Source organism: Mycoplana sp. ABR4_002 (assembly GCF_056159645.1).
This window is the reverse complement of sequence record NZ_JBSWVO010000001.1, coordinates 1,033,354-1,048,929: the sequence shown is the minus strand read 5'-3', so window position 1 is coordinate 1,048,929 and position 15,576 is coordinate 1,033,354. Positions and strand designations below refer to the sequence as shown.

13 protein-coding genes and 1 tRNA gene are annotated in these 15,576 nt (G+C 68.5%); 5 read left to right on the top strand and 9 right to left on the bottom strand.

The window, feature by feature from the left end; genetic code table 11:
- Window positions 1-14: 14 nt before the first annotated feature.
- Both ACXAGF_RS04980 and ACXAGF_RS04975 read right to left on the bottom strand, forming a co-directional pair.
- Complete coding sequence (locus ACXAGF_RS04980) at window positions 15-1,193, bottom strand: DUF3095 domain-containing protein (protein ID WP_475014950.1); 1,179 nt, start codon at window positions 1,191-1,193, stop codon at window positions 15-17.
- Window positions 1,194-1,270: 77 nt separating this feature from the next.
- The gene (locus ACXAGF_RS04975) at window positions 1,271-1,729 is read right to left on the bottom strand and encodes a YbaK/EbsC family protein (RefSeq protein WP_475014948.1); all 459 of its coding nucleotides are present in this window, start codon (window positions 1,727-1,729) and stop codon (window positions 1,271-1,273) included.
- Window positions 1,730-1,979: 250 nt separating this feature from the next.
- Here ACXAGF_RS04975 and ACXAGF_RS04970 point away from each other — a divergent pair, with 250 nt between their 5' ends.
- Entirely contained in the window at window positions 1,980-2,333 is a 354-nt protein-coding gene (locus ACXAGF_RS04970; protein WP_475014947.1) for a hypothetical protein, read from the top strand.
- A gap of 246 nt (window positions 2,334-2,579) precedes the next feature.
- Window positions 2,580-2,906, top strand: coding sequence for a sunset domain-containing protein (locus ACXAGF_RS04965; RefSeq protein ID WP_475014945.1), 327 nt, complete (start codon window positions 2,580-2,582; stop codon window positions 2,904-2,906).
- A gap of 305 nt (window positions 2,907-3,211) precedes the next feature.
- Here the strand turns inward: ACXAGF_RS04965 and ACXAGF_RS04960 are convergent, their stop codons facing one another.
- The 3 genes from ACXAGF_RS04960 to ACXAGF_RS04950 form a co-directional block, all read right to left on the bottom strand.
- Entirely contained in the window at window positions 3,212-3,556 is a 345-nt protein-coding gene (locus tag ACXAGF_RS04960; RefSeq protein WP_475014944.1) for a hypothetical protein, read from the bottom strand.
- Window positions 3,557-4,034: 478 nt separating this feature from the next.
- Window positions 4,035-5,561, bottom strand: coding sequence for a winged helix-turn-helix domain-containing tetratricopeptide repeat protein (locus ACXAGF_RS04955; RefSeq protein ID WP_475014943.1), 1,527 nt, complete (start codon window positions 5,559-5,561; stop codon window positions 4,035-4,037).
- Window positions 5,562-5,852: 291 nt separating this feature from the next.
- A tRNA-Gln gene (locus ACXAGF_RS04950) sits at window positions 5,853-5,927 on the bottom strand.
- A 212-nt stretch (window positions 5,928-6,139) separates the two neighbouring features.
- On the opposite strand from ACXAGF_RS04950, the gene ACXAGF_RS04945 reads away from it, so the two are divergent.
- Complete coding sequence (locus tag ACXAGF_RS04945; protein WP_475014942.1) at window positions 6,140-7,057, top strand: MBL fold metallo-hydrolase; 918 nt, start codon at window positions 6,140-6,142, stop codon at window positions 7,055-7,057.
- Between the two features lie 21 nt (window positions 7,058-7,078).
- Here ACXAGF_RS04945 and ACXAGF_RS04940 read toward each other — a convergent pair whose 3' ends face one another.
- Window positions 7,079-7,987 carry a DUF1499 domain-containing protein gene (locus ACXAGF_RS04940; RefSeq protein WP_475019211.1) on the bottom strand — a complete coding sequence of 303 codons (909 nt, stop codon included), beginning with the start codon at window positions 7,985-7,987 and terminating at the stop codon, window positions 7,079-7,081.
- Window positions 7,988-8,215: 228 nt separating this feature from the next.
- Here ACXAGF_RS04940 and ACXAGF_RS04935 point away from each other — a divergent pair, with 228 nt between their 5' ends.
- Together ACXAGF_RS04935 and ACXAGF_RS04930 are read left to right on the top strand one after the other, a co-directional pair.
- A complete protein-coding gene (locus ACXAGF_RS04935; RefSeq protein ID WP_475019210.1) occupies window positions 8,216-8,596 on the top strand; it encodes a hypothetical protein in 381 nt (126 codons plus the stop codon).
- A gap of 68 nt (window positions 8,597-8,664) precedes the next feature.
- Window positions 8,665-8,913, top strand: a complete 249-nt coding sequence (locus ACXAGF_RS04930; protein ID WP_475014941.1) for a hypothetical protein — start codon at window positions 8,665-8,667, stop codon at window positions 8,911-8,913.
- 10 nt (window positions 8,914-8,923) lie between these two features.
- On the opposite strand, the gene ppdK is transcribed toward ACXAGF_RS04930, so the two are convergent.
- From ppdK to ACXAGF_RS04915, 3 genes are all read right to left on the bottom strand, one after another.
- On the bottom strand, window positions 8,924-11,608 hold the full coding sequence (gene ppdK / locus ACXAGF_RS04925) for a pyruvate, phosphate dikinase (RefSeq protein WP_475014939.1): 2,685 nt from the start codon (window positions 11,606-11,608) through the stop codon (window positions 8,924-8,926).
- A 249-nt stretch (window positions 11,609-11,857) separates the two neighbouring features.
- Window positions 11,858-12,004: a hypothetical protein gene (locus ACXAGF_RS04920; protein WP_475014938.1), complete on the bottom strand. Its 147-nt coding sequence runs from the start codon at window positions 12,002-12,004 to the stop codon at window positions 11,858-11,860.
- Between the two features lie 87 nt (window positions 12,005-12,091).
- Window positions 12,092-15,556, bottom strand: a complete 3,465-nt coding sequence (locus tag ACXAGF_RS04915) for a chromosome segregation SMC family protein (RefSeq protein WP_475014936.1) — start codon at window positions 15,554-15,556, stop codon at window positions 12,092-12,094.
- Window positions 15,557-15,576: the final 20 nt, after the last annotated feature.

Here is a 15,576-nt window from a genome sequence, read left to right as displayed (position 1 = left end):
TCTGCAGTGCCCTGTCAGGGTTGCGCCGCCACCGCCGCGGCCTTCAGCGACGCCTTGAGCTTGGCGGCGGCGAGCGCATAGCCGCCCGAGGCGCCGTCGATGAAATGCACGTGCTCGCGGTTGAGCACCGTCGTCGGGACAAGGCACGTCATCAGCGCCGAGTCCTGACTGTGCAGGCCGTAGTGGCAGATGCCCAGCCGCTGCGCCTCGGCCAGCCGCGCCTCGAGCGCGGCCAGCCGCTGCGGTTCGATGTCGAGCGTCATCTTCAGCCCGTCGTCGAACTTGCGGAAGTCGGAATTGGCAACGAGATCGCGGCGGTAGAGCTTCGGATCGAACGCGCCGAAGTTGATGCCGAAGGCCAGGAGCGCCCGCATCAACAGGTATTGCAGCATGATGAAGGCCTTGCGGCCAAACCGCCGGCCGGCCGGCACCGCCGCCCGCGCCTCGACATCAAGGGCGAGCGGGTCGATCCCGAGGGTCAGGCCCTCGACACTGACCGGATGGCCGGCGCGCTCGGTGCGCGCGGCGAGCGCAACGATCTCGGAGGTCAGCGCGCGGAAGGCGTCGTCGCTGCCGCCGGGGCCGGGCACCGCGATGACCGAGACGATCGCCCCATGCCGGGCGGCGATCGGGTTCCAGCGGCAGGAGAGGCCCGCAAGGTTCGGTCGCGCGCCCGGCGGCGCCAGCGGGTTGACCTCGTGTCCCTCCTTCATCCGCCGCTCGGCCCAGGCCGAGCCGCCGCCGGCGAACATCGCGTAGGCGACGAACTCGTTCACCTGGAAGCGCGCGACGCGAACGTCCTGTCCGGCGGCGCGGATGGTGTCGACCGGAACGACGGCCCCGCGCATGTCGAGTCCGAGTTCCTCCTGCGACCAGCGCTGGACCGCCGAAAGGGCGGCCCGGGCCGCTTCCACCTGCGATGGCGGCACCGCCACCAGCGCGCCGTCGCCGCCGAACACGAAGGGCAGGTCGTGCTGCCCGATCGCGTTCAGCACGGCGGAAATGACGCTGGCGCCGGCCATGTTGACGGCCTTGTAGCGGCCGGCCTCGATGGCGCCGGTGGAATCGACGATGTCGGCGAGCACGAGCGCCCAGCCCTCGGGTAGCGGATGAAAGTGGCCCGGATCGGCCACGCCCTCGAAATCGGAGAAGCCGGCAAGCGTGCGAAAGAAGTCATCGCTACTGCTGTCCATCGGGATAACCTACCACAATCAGGCACAACGCGCGCTCCGGAACGCCTGCGGCGACGAAGCAATCCCTTCGGCGGACACTACTGGCAGACGTCGACCCAGCTGCCGCCCACAAGCGCCACCATCCGCTCCGTGCCGATGCGCACGGCGGCGTTGGTCGCCCCCGCCGCCGGCACCACCTCGGCGAACGGCCTGAGCGAGACGTCGCAATAGACCGGGATCGCCGAGGGCAGTCCGAACGGGCAGACGCCGCCGACCGGATGGCTGGTCAGCGCCACCACCTGCCCGGCATCGAGCATGCGCGCCTTGCCGCCGAAGTGGTCCTTGAACTTGCGATTGTCGAGCCGCGCCGTGCCGCTCGCAACGATCAGCATGGCGTCGTCGCCGACGCGCAGGCAGATGGTCTTGGCGATCTGTTCGGGCGCCACGCCGTGGGCGGCCGCGGCAAGCGCGACCGTGGCCGAGCTTTCCTCGGTCTCCAGGATCTCGATGTCGGGCGCATGCGCCGCGAAGAAATTGCGAACGGATTCAATACTCATGGCGTCCTATCGTTAGCGAGCCTTCCCCCGTTCGGCAAGCATACCTTCCGGTACCCGTGGCGCCGGCGCCGGCCGCGATCATGTCACAGGGCAAAAGTGTTGCAATTCGGTCGAAAGCCCGGCTCGCGAAGCTGGACAAATCGCATCTCCGCGATGAAGCCGCTTTTCTTTTGCCCCGCCTGCGCTAGAGCACGACCCAAGCTCCCAAGAGCCGGATGTCGACCGCACAACGCCCCGAGGATTTGGCCCCATGACCCTCCGCATAGCAACCCTGGCAGCACTCGCATTTGCCGTTACCGGATGCACCACCATCGCCGATCCCGTTCCGGCCAGTGCTTTGGAGACGCGGTGGCTCGGCCGGTCGGCGGGCACGTTCTTTGCCGCCTACGGTCCGCCGGTGCGCGACATCCAGGGCAGCGACGGGCAGACGCTCTACACCTGGCGCGGCGGCTTCATCAACCGCCGCACCTGCCAGGTCGAACTCAGCGTCGGTGGCGACTACACGATCCGCAAGATCCGCACCGTCGTCGATCCGAAGGATCCGAAGGGTGGCCCGTCGCACTGCGAGAAGGTGCTCGACGCGGCAGGACCTGCCGGCGCCTGACCGGCCCGGTGCATGGCCGGGGAAAAACCCCGCCCCTGTTCGCCGCCCCCACTAAAGCCGCCTCGACCCACCGCCCCGCCAGCGACCGCTGCGGGCATCGGCGCCTTGCGCGCGAGCGCCGCGCCAAGGCCTGTCGCGGAAACCAATCGTTAAAACGTTAGCATTTTCTTTCATGCTTTGATGCGGGTGTTTCTTAAGCCGGCGGCAAGGTTCTGGCGCGATGATCGAAGCGATGCTGGAGGGAGTATGATGCACCCGAAATTTGCCGAGCATAGGCAGGAGCAACGTCGCAACCTGCCGCTTGTGTCAGCCTTGACCGGCCTGGCCATTGCCGGGCTGGTGTTCGCCACCTTCGACAGCCTCAGCGGCGCCGGCCTGGTGACCGCCTTCCGGGCCGCGGTGGAAAATTGCCAGATCAAGGGCAACATCGATCAGGTCACCGGCACGCGCAGCTACTATCTGCCCGGCCAGGACCGCTATTCGGCGATTCGCATCCGCCCGGCAGAGGGCGAGCAGTGGTTCTGCAGCGAGGACCAGGCCCTGGCCGCCGGCTGGCAGCCGGCCTCGAACTGAGACCGCAACCGGCCTGCAAATCACCCTTCGGGTCTGGCGCACGACGGCGCCGAGTGGGTCGCCGATCTGCTTGACATGTCGCGCTGGCAATCCGGAGCGGCCTGCTACCTCTGCGCGCTGAAACATGCGACGATTGCCGCCTCGCCGAGAGCGACTGTCGCAAGGACGCAAGCTGCGTCGGGCAAGCCGCAACGCGACCGATCCTGGCGGCGTCGCCAATCGTGCGAACGCTCGACACGAGCAGGAGCGCATCTCAACTGTAGCTCTGGTCGGCATTTCAGCGGCGCGTCCCGATGCCGCGCAAATCAATATACGTAAGGAGGGGCAAAGAAGCAGTTCGCGTGGTCTTCGGTGGGGTGCAGGCAAATGTGAAAATGATTGTCCCCGGACGGAATGGTGTCACCGTAGGGGATCTGGAAGAAGTGTCGCTTTGTGACGAGGTGATGGTCGCCCGGATTGAGCAGCACTCCGTAACCGTCCGGACCGGTGCTCACGCTGGTACTGGGAATTTTCTGGCAATCGCCTCGTTCCTTGTCTCCTCGGCAGCAAGCGGGCGGATAGATCCATCCCGACCCGGTGTCGTGGGCGGTAGCACCATTCCAGCACGACAGCGCCGATAGGATAGCTGAGAGGCACAACGCGCGATTCATCTTTGCTGTTCCGGGGACGGCAGGTTGCAGATCCGCCGGCAATTGTGAGCGCGGTCCTGCCGGATGTAACGAACGGACGCCGATCAAACGACGATATTTCCGCGATCGGCACCTTTGCCCGGCTCTGTCGGAAAGCATTTGCCGACATCGCCGCCCGCGCACTCGACGTCGACCGAGGCGGGAGATGCGCAATGGACGTCTGGAAGCGTTGCGCCTCCGGAAGCGGTCTGCCGACTTCTATCTTGGCGCCCTGCCTGCCGCCGATGGCTGAGACGAGCATTCGGTTGCCGCGTGGCAGCCTGTCGGGCATCTCGCTTGGCTCGGCAGGGCGTTGCAGGCTGGCCCCGAGGGGCCCTTCGAAATGATGCAGATGTTGTTCACATCGCTGCTCGACTGGTCCATGCGTCCAACGGATAGGCGACCGGCGGCGTGTGACAGCGCCGCCCCTGACGCGGAGTTTGCGCCGCGCTGGCCGGGATCATTCGGGAAGCCCTGCCGTTCGCAAGGCCGCTGCCAGCGCGTCCATCAAGTACGGCTGAAACAGGTTCGTTCGCACGTAGCCGCCGACCGAGAAGTTCGGCGCCACCTCGATCAGTCGTCGTGCCGCGGAGTGCGCGGCTTCGACATTGCCGAGGCCGACATGGCTGGCCGCCAGATAGGCGTACGGGATGCTGAAGCCGGGATTTGCCCGGACCGCCAGGGCGGCGTATCTGGCTGCATCGGCGAAGGTGCCGGCAAAGAGGTGGGTCAGGGCGAGCGCGCAGTAGGGATGGTAGCTCAGCGGATCGTCGAGCGGGCTCAGCCGCAGCGCCTTGTGCGCATGTTCCACCGCCCGCTGGTGTCGCTCGCTGTGGGCGCCGACCAAGGCGCTGAAGCCGAATGCCAGGGCCGAATTGTTGTTCAACGCGAGAGCCCGGTCGAGCACCTCGATAGCGGCGTCGTAGTCCCGGGTGAGGTTGGCGCGGACGAACGCACCGATGCTCATCGCCTGCGGGTCGTCGCTGTTGATGCCCAGGGCAATGTCGGCGTGGCTGAGTGCGGCCGCCTTGTCGGCGGGATCCAACCCGTTGCGGAGGTAGCGCTGCTCGTAACACCATGCGGCATAGCCATGCGCTGCGACATAATCCGGCTGAAGCGCGATCGAGCGCGCCAGCAGTTGCAGGGCCTTGTCGGTCTCGACGGGCGTGTTCGCGTGCGTGTGCGGCAGGGCCCGAAGGTAGAGATCGTACGCATCCAGACTTTCGGGCCGCTTGCGGCGGGCACGCTCGATTTCCGCACGGCGGACGCTCGGTTCGATCGAGCCCACGATCTGCTCGGTCAACCGATCCTGGAGATCGAACACGTCCGTCGCCGCGCCCTCGAACCTGTCGGCCCAGACATTGGTGGCGGAGGCGCCGTCGACAAGCTGGGCATTGATCCGCAGCCTCCCCCCGGACTGCCGCAAGCTGCCCTGCAGCAGGTAGCGAACGCGCAGTTCGGCGGCAATCGTGCGCAGATCGCCCTTCTCGCCCCTGAAGCCGAAGGAGGAATTGCGTGCGATGACGAACAGACCCGGGATCTTCGAGAGGTTGGTGATGATATCCTCGACCAGGCCATCGGCGAAGTAGTCGTTGGGCTCGTCGCCGCCCATGGTGGCGAACGGCAGGACGGCGATCGAAGGCCCGCAGAACGCACTCTCGTCGCTGCGCTCCAGCGACAGGCGGTAGCCCCGCCGCGAGACGGTGGCCAGGACCGCATACCGCTCGTCGCCGAGCGCTCGCCGGATCTCGTGGATGCATTGAACGAGACTGTCGTCGGTGACGGCGGCGCCGCCCCAGACGGCTTCAAGCAGCTCGGCCTTGCTGACCAGCCTGTTCGCGTTCTGGACGAGGTGGCGAAGGACCGCAAAGGCCTGCGGCCTGAGGGCGATTGCGCCGCCGTCGTCAAGACGGAGCGTCTCGCCTTCCAGGTCGACGACAACCTTGTCGTTGAGGACAAGGGTGGCAGTTGCTGGCGAACCGACCATGACGATCCCCACGTGCGACGGATGCCGTCGCCTAACATACACCAGGTCTTCGCCGACGGCTCTTCATTCTTGCGGGGCTCTGGCCGGCGCAACTTTGACAAACGACCGAAACTCGCCCGCTCTTGGGGCGGCGTGGCGTGACGCTTCCGATCGCCGCCATGGTTTGACGAACCCGTTCGGACAGTGTGTACGACCGTCGTGCAAGACAACCTGTACGACGGTGCCCCGAATTCGATTCCCAGCCAACTTCGAAGAGCTGGAATACCGTTACTCCGACTTGAAAGGGAGCGATGGCTGGGGCGCCAGGATTCGAACCTGGGAATGCCGGTACCAAAAACCGGTGCCTTACCGCTTGGCGACGCCCCAACGCGCGGGCGAAATTCGCGCCCGACAGGCGGGAGCCTGATAGCAAAGCTCGCCCGGGCCGACAATGCCTAAGTTCCATCCGGCAAAGTTTATTTTGCGCAAGTCCGGCGGTCGGCGTATGGATCGCTGCGACTGCCCCCGCCACAGGCCTGCGCCAGGCGCCGGTCAGGCCGGCCGGGCAGCAGCCGATGCCGCAACGAGAACAGGTCCCCGTGAAGAAAAGCACCTCTCCCGCCTTCAACCTCGAGTTCCAGCCGGCCCACGGCACGGCGGTGCCGGTGGCCGCACAGGTGCAGCGCATCACCGTCAACAATCCCGGCCCGTTCACCTTCCACGGCACCAACAGCTACATCGTCGGCGACCGCTCGGTCGCGGTGATCGACCCGGGGCCGGAGGACGAGGCGCATTTCGCCGCCCTGATGCAGGCACTGAGAGGGCGCGAGGTGACGCACATCGCCGTCAGCCATACCCACCGCGACCACTCGCCGCTGGCGCGCCGGCTGAAGGCGGAGACCGGCGCGATGATCGTCGCCGAGGGGCCGCACCGGCCGGCGCGCCCGCTCCATGCCGGCGAGAAAAACCCGTTCGCCGAAAGCGCGGACAGCGAATTCTCGCCCGACGTCGCGCTCGGCCACGGCGACCGGGTGAGCGGCGACGGCTGGTCGCTGACGGCGCTGCTGACGCCGGGGCACACGGCCAACCATGCCGCGTTCGCGCTGGAGGGCACCGGCATCCTGTTCTCCGCCGATCACGTGATGGCCTGGGCGACATCGATCGTCGCCCCGCCCGACGGCGCGATGGCCGACTACATGGCCTCGCTCGACATGCTGCTGGCGCGCGACGACCGGCTCTACCTGCCCGGCCACGGCGGGCCGGTGGCGGAGCCCGCGTCGTTCGTGCGCGCGCTTCGGACCCATCGCAGGATGCGCGAGCGGGCGGTGCGCGAACGCATCCACAAGGGCGACCGGCTGATCGCGGACATGGTGAAGGTGATCTACCGCGACACCGATCCGCGCCTGCACGGGGCGGCGGCGCTGTCGGTGCTGGCGCATCTGGAGGACCTGGTCGAGCGCGGCGAGGTCGCCACCGAGGGGCCGCCGTCACTGCGGGGCCTCTACCTGCCGGCCTGAACCCGCGGCCGGGCGCCGGGATCAGTCGCCGGCGATGCCGAGCAGCTCGGCGTCGAGCGCCTTGAGGTAGCGCTCGGCAAAGGCCGCCCCCAGACTGAGGTCGTGCGGGCCGTAGCGCGAGGCGACGCGCATGTCGACCAGCGCCGTCTCCTCCTCCTCGCGCAGCCGGACCGCCACGTCGAAGCGGAAGCCGAACACGAGCGAACGCCACTCTCCCTGCAGCAGCACGTCGCTCGGCCCGCCGGTCGCCGGCAGCAGCCCGCGCTCGATCGGCCGTTCGACGGGCACCGGGACGGCGGCGATCGGGCCCGCTTCGGCCTCGCCCTCGGCCGCCTCCGGCCTGACCACCAGGTCCTCGAGATCGGCGATCACGTTCTCCAGCCCGCTCTCGGCGGTGAAGACGACGCCCTGCTCCTCGGCGACGGTGCGCACGCCCTGCAGCACGCGGTCGAGCGCACCCTCGTAGCGCCGGCCGGTCAGGCCCGGATAGGCGCCCTCCTGGGCCTCCCGGTCCTGCACCGTCACCGGCGGCCGCGGCAGGAAGTCCTGGTCGGCGATCGGCACCTTCAGCCAGGCGGGCGAGGCATAGGGGTCGGTCGTGACGTCGTAGATCACCGGCCGGGTGAAATAGGCGTAGACGGCAAGGCCGGCGACGCAGAGCGGCAGCGCGGACAGAAGCAACGCCAGGAACGCGGCCTTGCCGCCGCGCGCGCCGACCTGCCACAGGCGCCACAGGCCGGAGACGGCGAGCACCACCGCCAGCAGCGCGAGCCCGGTGGCAACGGCGCCGAGCACGAGGAAATGCGGCGTGGTCAGCGGGCCGAAGCGGTGCGACAGGGCGGCGGCAACAAACAGCACCAGCGCGAAGGATGCCAGCCGGCGCGCCCAGTGGGCGGCATGGGAAAAGGGTCGCTCGTAGCGAATGACCATCGCCATCGGTCCGTCCTCGTTCGCTCGCCGGCGGGGAATTCGCCATCCCCGCGACGCATCATGTCCCCACAGAACAACCTCGGCCGCGCGGCGTCAATCCGGCCGGAGGAAATCGGTGAAACCGGACCGGGGCGGGCGAATCTCCTTGCGTGCCGTAAAAATGACACGCTCGTTAACGACCTTGCGGCCGGGCGGGCAGAAGGAGATCTGATAATGTTGCCAACTTCGATGGCCGCCCTGCAGGCACGGCCGCTGGCCTTGCCCTCCCCCTCCGGTGAATCGGCGCTGCCGCTCGAACTGATCGAACTGGAACTGTCGCTGGACGGCTTTGCGGTCGAGCAGGACGGCTTTTCGGAAGCGATCCGCCGGGCGGCCAAGACGCTTGGCGGCGAGTTCCTGTTCGACCTGCCGGCCTCGGGCCTGGCGGAGAACTGCCAGCGCATCGCCGCGCTCAGGATCCCCGAGGCCACGGGCAACGGCCTGAAGATCGTGTTCGCGCTGCTCGACAGCAGCGGAACGGAAATCCGCGTGGAAGACCCGCGCGAGGAGACCTCCGGGCTCAAGGCCTTCGCAAACTCGTTCGTCAGCGTTCTCGAACGCATGCAGTAAGCTTGCCGATCCCGGCGCCACCGCTATATCCCGGCAGAGGACGTAACTCCCCGCAAGGAGACCGGGACATGCGTGTGCCGATCCTGCTCGCCGCCGTCGCCGTGCTCGCCGCGGGCTGCCAGACAATGACGCCGGAGCAGCAGCGCGCGGCCGACGAGCAGCAATGCCGCGGCTACGGTTTCAAGCGCGGCACCACCGCCTTTGCCGACTGCCTGCAGCGCATCGACCTCAACCGCGCCGCCAACGCCCGTGCACGGCGGATCGAGAGCGCGGTCGAACTCGGCTGGTACCGGCCCTGGTACGGACCCGGCTGGTAACGGCCCGCGCTCAGGCCTCCCGTTCGGTCGCCTTGCCCCCGGCGTAGGCCGCCTGCGCTGCAGCCAGACGCGCGATCGGGACGCGGAAGGGCGAGCAGGAAACGTAGTCGAGCCCGGCCTCCTCGCAGAAATGGATGGACGCCGGATCGCCGCCATGCTCGCCGCAGATGCCGAGCTTGATGGCGCTGCGCGTGCGGCGGCCGCGCTCGGCCGCAATCTGGATCAGTTCCCCGACCCCGTCGAAGTCGAGCTGGACGAAGGGATCGCGCTCGACGATGCCCTTCTGGATGTAGGTCGAAAGGAAGCTCGAGGCGTCGTCGCGCGAAATGCCGAAGGTGGTCTGGGTCAGGTCGTTCGTGCCGAAGGAGAAGAACTCGGCCGACTCGGCGATGACGTGGGCGCGCAGCGCCGCGCGCGGCAGTTCGATCATCGTGCCGACGAGGTAGTCGATGCTCATGCCGGCCTCGGTGATCACCTCCCTGGCGACCGCTTCGATGCGCTCCTTGACGTAGTCGAGCTCGGCCTTCAGGCCCACCAGCGGCACCATGATCTCGGGCACCACCGCGGCACCGGTTTCCTGCGCCGCGGCGACCGCGGCCTCGAAGATCGCCCGCGCCTGCATCTCGGCGATTTCGGGATAGGAGATCGCCAGGCGGCAGCCGCGATGGCCGAGCATCGGGTTGAACTCGTGCAGGGCGTCGACGCGCTGGCGCAGTTCCGCCGCGTCGAAGGCGAGCGCCGCGGCGACTTCGGCGATCTCCTCGTCGGTCTTTGGCAGGAACTCGTGCAGCGGCGGATCGAGCAGGCGGATCGTCACAGGCAGCCCGTGCATGATCTCGAACAGCTCGCGGAAGTCAGAGCGCTGCATCGGCAGCAGCTTGGCGAGCGCCGCACGCCGGCCGGCCTCGTCCTCGGCAAGGATCATCTCGCGCATGACGTTGATGCGCTCGTCCTCGAAGAACATGTGCTCGGTGCGGCAGAGGCCAATGCCCTCGGCCCCGAAGGAGCGCGCCGCGCGCGCGTCCGCCGGCGTTTCGGCATTGGTCCGCACCTTCATCCGGCGGGTCGCGTCCGCCCATTCCATGATGCGCCCGAAATCACCGGACAGTTCGGGCTGCAGCATCGGGATCGCGCCCTTCAGCACCTGCCCTGACGAACCGTCGATGGTGATGACGTCGCCCTTGTTCAGTGTCACGCCCTGGGCGATCAGCATTTCATTGCGCAAGTCGACCCGGAGCGTGCCGGCGCCGGAGACGCACGGGGTCCCCATGCCGCGGGCGACGACGGCGGCGTGGCTGGTCATACCGCCGCGGGTCGTCAGGATGCCCTCGGCGGCGTGCATGCCGTGAATGTCCTCGGGGCTGGTCTCGACCCGGACGAGGATCACCTTGCGACCCTCGGACTCGGCATGCACGGCCTCCTCCGAGGTGAAGACGATCTCGCCGGTCGCGGCGCCCGGCGAGGCCGGCAGACCGGCGCCGATGACGTCGCGGCGGGCGCGCGGATCGATCGTCGGGTGCAGCAACTGGTCCAGCGAGGCGGGGTCGATGCGGGCGACAGCCTCTTCCCGGGTGATCAGCCCCTCCTCCGCCATGTCGACGGCAATCTTCAGCGCCGCCTTCGCGGTGCGCTTGCCGGACCTTGTCTGCAGCATCCACAGCTTGCCGCGCTCGATCGTGAACTCGAGGTCCTGCATGTCGCGGTAGTGGCCCTCGAGCCGATCGCAGATGCCGGAAAACTCGACGAAGGCCTCTGGCATCAGCTTTTCCAGCGACGGCTTGTCGGAGCCGGAGGAGATGCGCGCCTCCTCGGTGATGTTCTGCGGCGTGCGGATGCCCGCGACCACGTCCTCTCCCTGGGCGTTGACGAGGAACTCGCCATAGAGCGCCTTTTCGCCGTTCGACGGGTTGCGGGTGAAGGCGACGCCGGTGGCGGACGCGTTGCCGAGATTGCCGAACACCATGGCCTGGACGTTGACCGCCGTGCCCCAGTCGGCCGGGATGTTGTGGAGGTTGCGATAGGTGATCGCGCGCGCGTTCATCCAGCTGGCGAAGACCGCGCCGATCGCCCCCCAGAGTTGGACCTCCGGGTCCTGCGGGAAGGATTCGCCGAGCTCCTCTTCGATCGTCTCCTTGTAGCGGGCGATCACATGCTGCCATTCCACGGCGGACAACTCGGTGTCCTGCTCGTGCCCGAGCCTGGCCTTCTCGTCCTCGAGGATCTCCTCGAACACTTCGTGGTCCAGGCCCATGACGACGTCGCTGTACATCTGGATGAAGCGGCGATAGCTGTCCCAGGCGAAGCGTGCGTCGCCGGCGTCGTGGCCGAGAGCCTGCACCGTGTCGTCGTTGAGCCCGAGGTTCAGCACCGTGTCCATCATGCCGGGCATGGAGGCGCGGGCGCCCGAGCGGACGGACAGCAGCAGCGGGCGCTCGTTGTGGCCGAAGGTGCGGCCGGTAACCTCCTCCATCCGGCGCAGACCGGCGCGAACCTCGTCCTTCAGGCTGTCGGGGATCGTGCGGCCGTTCTCATAGTAGTGGGTACAGGCCGTGGTGACGATGGTCAGTCCCGGTGGCACCGGCAGGCCGAGATTGCACATTTCGGCCAGGTTCGCGCCCTTGCCGCCCAAAAGATTGCGGTCGCCCGCGCTGCCCTCGGCACTTCCCCCGCCGAAGGTGTACACCCACTTCTGCATTGCTGTTCTCCACCCCGAAACAGTCTTTCATGACAGATTTACAGCATATGGCATGGTATGGGAACGAAACGGGCGCGACAAAATGTTGCAGCGCACCATCTCCCGCCCGGACCTGCCTCATACGCGCCCTCCAGGACAACGCTTGCAGCGGAACTGACAAATTGCAATCGCCTTAGGGTTGCATCTCTCGCCGGAGCTGGCGAGATCCGGCTGAAGAACGGCACGCCGCGCGGCGCGCGGCCCCTCGGTTCAGTTCTCCTTGACCGAGACGCCGTCCTTGCCGAGCTGGATTTCGATGCCGTCCGGCTGCCGTTCTTCCTGGTAGGCGTAGTAGGAAAAGCCGGCCACCACGACGATGAGGCCGCCGATGATCATGTAAAGTGCGTTTCTGCTCATGCTTGTCCCCTTGCTGGCGCAGCCCGCGGCTGGCGCTGGGGAAATGCCCGGCGACGGGTTTTGTTCCGTCCGGCCTTTCGGGTCCGGCTAGACGGCCTCGCGCAGTTGCTCCGCCGTCTGCAGGTCGACGGAGACGAGCTGGGACACGCCCTGCTCGGCCATGGTGACGCCGAACAGGCGGTTCATGCGGGCCATGGTGATGGGGTTGTGGGTGATGATGACGAAGCGGGTCTCGGTGGAGGCGGCCATCTCGTCCATCAGGTTGCAGTAGCGCTCGACATTGTGGTCGTCGAGCGGGGCGTCGACCTCGTCCAGCACGCAGATCGGCGCGGGATTGGTGAGAAAGACCGCGAAGATCAGCGCCATCGCCGTCAGCGCCTGCTCGCCGCCGGACAAAAGCGTCATCGTCTGCGGCTTCTTGCCGGGCGGGCGGGCAAGGATTTCCAAGCCGGCGTCGAGCGGATCCTCGCTCTCGATCAGTTGCAGTTCCGCCGTGCCGCCGCCGAAGAGATGGGTGAACAGCCGCTGGAACTGCGCGTTGACGACGTCGAAGGCGGCGAGCAGCCGCTCGCGACCCTCGCGGTTGAGGCTCTGGATCGCCGAGCGGAGCTTGCGGATCGCCTCGATGATGTCCTCGCGCTCGTTGACGAGCGCCTGCAGCTTTTCCGAAAGCTCCTTCTGCTCCTCCTCGGCGCGCAGGTTCACCGCGCCGAGGCGCTCACGCTCGATCTTCAGGCGGTCGAGCTCGATCTCGGTGTCGCGCGGGTCGGGCAGCGGCCTGTCGGCGGGATGCTCGGCCAATCTCAGCGCCTCGTGCGGCGCGCAGTGCAGCGCCTCGCGGATGCGGGCCTCGCCGTCGATGCGGCGCTCGCGGGCGGAGACGAGGCGCTCCTCCGAACGGCCGCGCCGTTCGCGCGACTCGGCAAGCTGCGACAGTGCGGTCGCGGCCGCCTGATCGGCCTCGCGCTGGCGGTTCTCCGCCGCCTGCAGCGCATCGGCGGCGGCACGCCGGGCCTGCTCGGCGCGGGACAGCTCGCCCATCAGCGCGTGGCGCTTCTCCTCGATCTCCTCCGGCGCCTCGGCCATGCGCTCGGCCTCCTCCCGCGCCTCGGCCTCGCGCTCGCGCAACGAGGCGATGTGGCGCTCGGCATTGGCGGCGCGGTTGCGCCAGGTGTCGCGCTCGGCGGCGATCGTCGTCAGCCGTCGGCGGCGATCGGCCATCTCGCGGGCGAGGCCATCATGCAGGGCGCGGGCCTCGGCGAGGGCCGCGCGGTCGCTGGCAACGGTGGCCGACTGCGCCGCGAGCCGGAGCTCCAGCGCCGCCACATCGGGGGCGTCCTCAAGGGTCGCCCGCGCCTCTTCCAGCGCGGCGGCGGCCTCCTCGACCTGGCCTTCGAGCTGCACCTTCGATTCCGCCAGCACGGCGCGGCGGCGGATCAGTTCTCCAGCGGCCCGTTCGGCCGCGTCGAGCCCCTCGCGCGCCTCGGCCAGCATGCGCGCGGCGCGCTTCTGGCCGTCGCGGGCCATCTGCAGGCGCTGCGTCTCGGCGCGGATCGCCTCGGCGGCGGCCGTGAGCGCAGCCTCGGCAAGCGAAAGCGCAGACCGCGCCGCCTCGAGCTCGGCCTCCAGTTCGCGCAGGCGGTTCTTCTGGGCCAGGCGCAGGGCGGCCGCGCTCGGCGCATCCGCGCCGGTGACATGGCCGTCCCAGCGGAACACCGCGCCGTCGCGGGTGACGAGCCGCTGGCCGGGGGCCAGGCCCGCGAGCAGCGCCAGCGCCTCGGCCTCCTCCCCGACCACGCCGATCTGGCGCAGCCGCCGCGTCAGGACCGCGGGTGCGCGGACATGGGACAATAGCGGCACGGCGCCTTCGGGCAGCGACGCGTCGGCGGCGCCGTCGCCGGCGAAGCGCCAGTGCGCAGGCGCGGCGGGGTCGGCCGGCGAGTCGAGATCGTCGCCGAGCGCTGCGCCGAGCGCCGTCTCGAAACCCCGGTCGACCTGGACGTCCTCGACCACCGGCGCGAAGGAGCCGCCGGCGGCGCCCGCTTCCAGCATGCGCCGGATCGTCTTCATTTCGGTCTCGACCGCGTTCAGCTGCCCGCGCGCGGTCTCGACCGGGCCGCGCGTCTCGATCTCGGCGAGCCGCGCGCCCTCGAGCGCCTCCTCCGCTTCCGCCAGCCGCTCGCCCGCGTCTTCGAGCGCGGCCTCGGCGTCCTGCACCTCCTGCCGCTTGCGTTCCGGATCCGGCAGGGCGGCGATACGGTCGTCCATCGCCGCGATCTCGGCCTCGAGATTCAGGAACTGCTGCGCCAGTCGCGCCCGGCGGTCGCCAAGGTCGCGAATGGTCTTTTCCAGCTGGTTGCGCACCGCCAGCGCCTCGGCGCGCTCGGCGGTGACCTCGCCGAGAACCCGCTCGCTCCCGGCAAGGCGGTCGGCGGCCTCATCCATCGCCTCGCGGGCGGCAGCAGCGCGGTCGTCGGCCTCGCCGAGAATGTCGCCGATTTCCTCCTCCTCGGCCGCAAGCCGCTCCAACACCGCCGCGTTGTCGGCGACCATCGCCTCCTCGCGCGATATGTCCTCGGCCAGCTGGGCCAGCCGGCGGGCAAGCTCGTCGCGGCGGCGCAGCAGGCGGCCGGCATCCTCCTCGAGTTGCGCACGGGCGATCTGCAGGCGCTGCAGCGCCGCTGCGAGCCGCGCCTCACTCTCGCGCAACTCCGGCAGCTTCAAGCTGGCGACCGCCTGCGCCTTCGCCGCCTCCATCTGCGCCTGGGCACGCTCGGCAACCAGCGAGGTTGCCTGGTTCAGCTGACTTTCCGCCTCGCCCTCGGCCTCCTTGGCCTGGGCCCAGCGCATGTGCAAAAGCATCGCCTCGTGGCGGCGGATGTCGGCCGACAGCATCTTGAAGCGGTTCGCCTGGCGCGATTGCCGCTTCAGGCTGTCGATCTGGCCCTCGAGCTGCGAGGTGACGTCGTCGAGGCGCTCGAGGTTGGTCTCGGCGGCGCGCAACCGCAGCTCGGCCTCGTGACGGCGCGAATGCAGGCCGGAAATGCCGGCCGCCTCTTCGAGCAGCTGCCGGCGCGCCTGCGGCTTGGCCTGGATCAGTTCGCCGATCCGGCCCTGCCCGACCATCGAGGGCGAGCGCGCGCCGGTGGAGGCGTCGGCGAACAGGAGCTGCACGTCCTTGGCGCGCGCCTCCTTGCCGTTGATGCGATAGACCGAGCCCTGCTCGCGCTCGATGCGGCGCGTCACCTGGATCTCGTCGGCGTCGTTGAAGGCAGCCGGCGCGGTGCGGTCGGCGTTGTCGAGAAAAAGGCCGACCTCGGCGGTGTTGCGCGCGGGCCGGTTGCCGGAGCCGGAAAAGATCACGTCGTCCATGCCGGACGCGCGCATGTTCTTGTAGGAGTTCTCGCCCATCACCCAGCGCAGCGCCTCGACCAGGTTGGACTTGCCGCAGCCGTTCGGGCCGACGACGCCGGTCAGGCCGCGCTCGATCACAAACTCGGTCGGCTCGACGAAGGACTTGAAGCCGAGGAGACGGAGCTTGGTGAACTTCATCGATCGCACACGAGGGGCCG

Excerpts from the sequence above, each read along its gene's own strand:
- ACXAGF_RS04915 (WP_475014936.1), bottom strand. The coding sequence starts at position 15,556 with ATGAAGTTCACCAAGCTCCGTCTCCTCGGCTTCAAGTCCTTCGTCGAG.
- ACXAGF_RS04960 (WP_475014944.1), bottom strand. The coding sequence starts at position 3,556 with ATGAATCGCGCGTTGTGCCTCTCAGCTATCCTATCGGCGCTGTCGTGC.
- ppdK (WP_475014939.1), bottom strand. The coding sequence starts at position 11,608 with ATGCAGAAGTGGGTGTACACCTTCGGCGGGGGAAGTGCCGAGGGCAGC.
- ACXAGF_RS04975 (WP_475014948.1), bottom strand. The coding sequence starts at position 1,729 with ATGAGTATTGAATCCGTTCGCAATTTCTTCGCGGCGCATGCGCCCGAC.
- ACXAGF_RS04965 (WP_475014945.1), top strand. The coding sequence starts at position 2,580 with ATGATGCACCCGAAATTTGCCGAGCATAGGCAGGAGCAACGTCGCAAC.
- ACXAGF_RS04980 (WP_475014950.1), bottom strand. The coding sequence starts at position 1,193 with ATGGACAGCAGTAGCGATGACTTCTTTCGCACGCTTGCCGGCTTCTCC.
- ACXAGF_RS04920 (WP_475014938.1), bottom strand. The coding sequence starts at position 12,004 with ATGAGCAGAAACGCACTTTACATGATCATCGGCGGCCTCATCGTCGTG.
- ACXAGF_RS04955 (WP_475014943.1), bottom strand. The coding sequence starts at position 5,561 with ATGGTCGGTTCGCCAGCAACTGCCACCCTTGTCCTCAACGACAAGGTT.
- ACXAGF_RS04970 (WP_475014947.1), top strand. The coding sequence starts at position 1,980 with ATGACCCTCCGCATAGCAACCCTGGCAGCACTCGCATTTGCCGTTACC.
- ACXAGF_RS04930 (WP_475014941.1), top strand. The coding sequence starts at position 8,665 with ATGCGTGTGCCGATCCTGCTCGCCGCCGTCGCCGTGCTCGCCGCGGGC.
- ACXAGF_RS04940 (WP_475019211.1), bottom strand. The coding sequence starts at position 7,987 with ATGGTCATTCGCTACGAGCGACCCTTTTCCCATGCCGCCCACTGGGCG.
- ACXAGF_RS04935 (WP_475019210.1), top strand. The coding sequence starts at position 8,216 with ATGGCCGCCCTGCAGGCACGGCCGCTGGCCTTGCCCTCCCCCTCCGGT.